Here is a 286-nt window from a genome sequence, read left to right as displayed (position 1 = left end):
CCCCGTTTCCATATCTACATTCTGACCATATTTCCGTTCTTGATAAACACCATCAAAATATAACCTTACCAATCCTGTATGCGAACGAATAACCTCATTTACAATTTTCATACTAGGGATACCATATTCCCCACCATGTTGATTAATAAATCTTTTCAACTCTCGAACATTAGCTAATCCTTGCTCATCAATCAGATTACAAACTAAGTCTAAAATATAATCTTTTTCCTCAACGTCAAGAGTAACATAGCGTGCAATATCAAAATTCATCAAAAGTTTGATATCG

The 286-nt window shown here is 33.6% G+C and carries 1 pseudogene; it reads right to left on the bottom strand.

Annotation, left to right across the window (positions count from 1 at the left end):
• Nucleotides 1-286: pseudogene (locus C1E99_RS00440) on the bottom strand (Rep family protein); the annotation flags it as partial.

The organism is Streptococcus suis (assembly GCF_002964045.1).
Classification (GTDB): Bacteria; Bacillota; Bacilli; order Lactobacillales; family Streptococcaceae; genus Streptococcus; species Streptococcus suis_U.
Note: the sequence above shows the minus strand (reverse complement) of the source record. Positions and strands in the feature narration are given on the sequence as shown.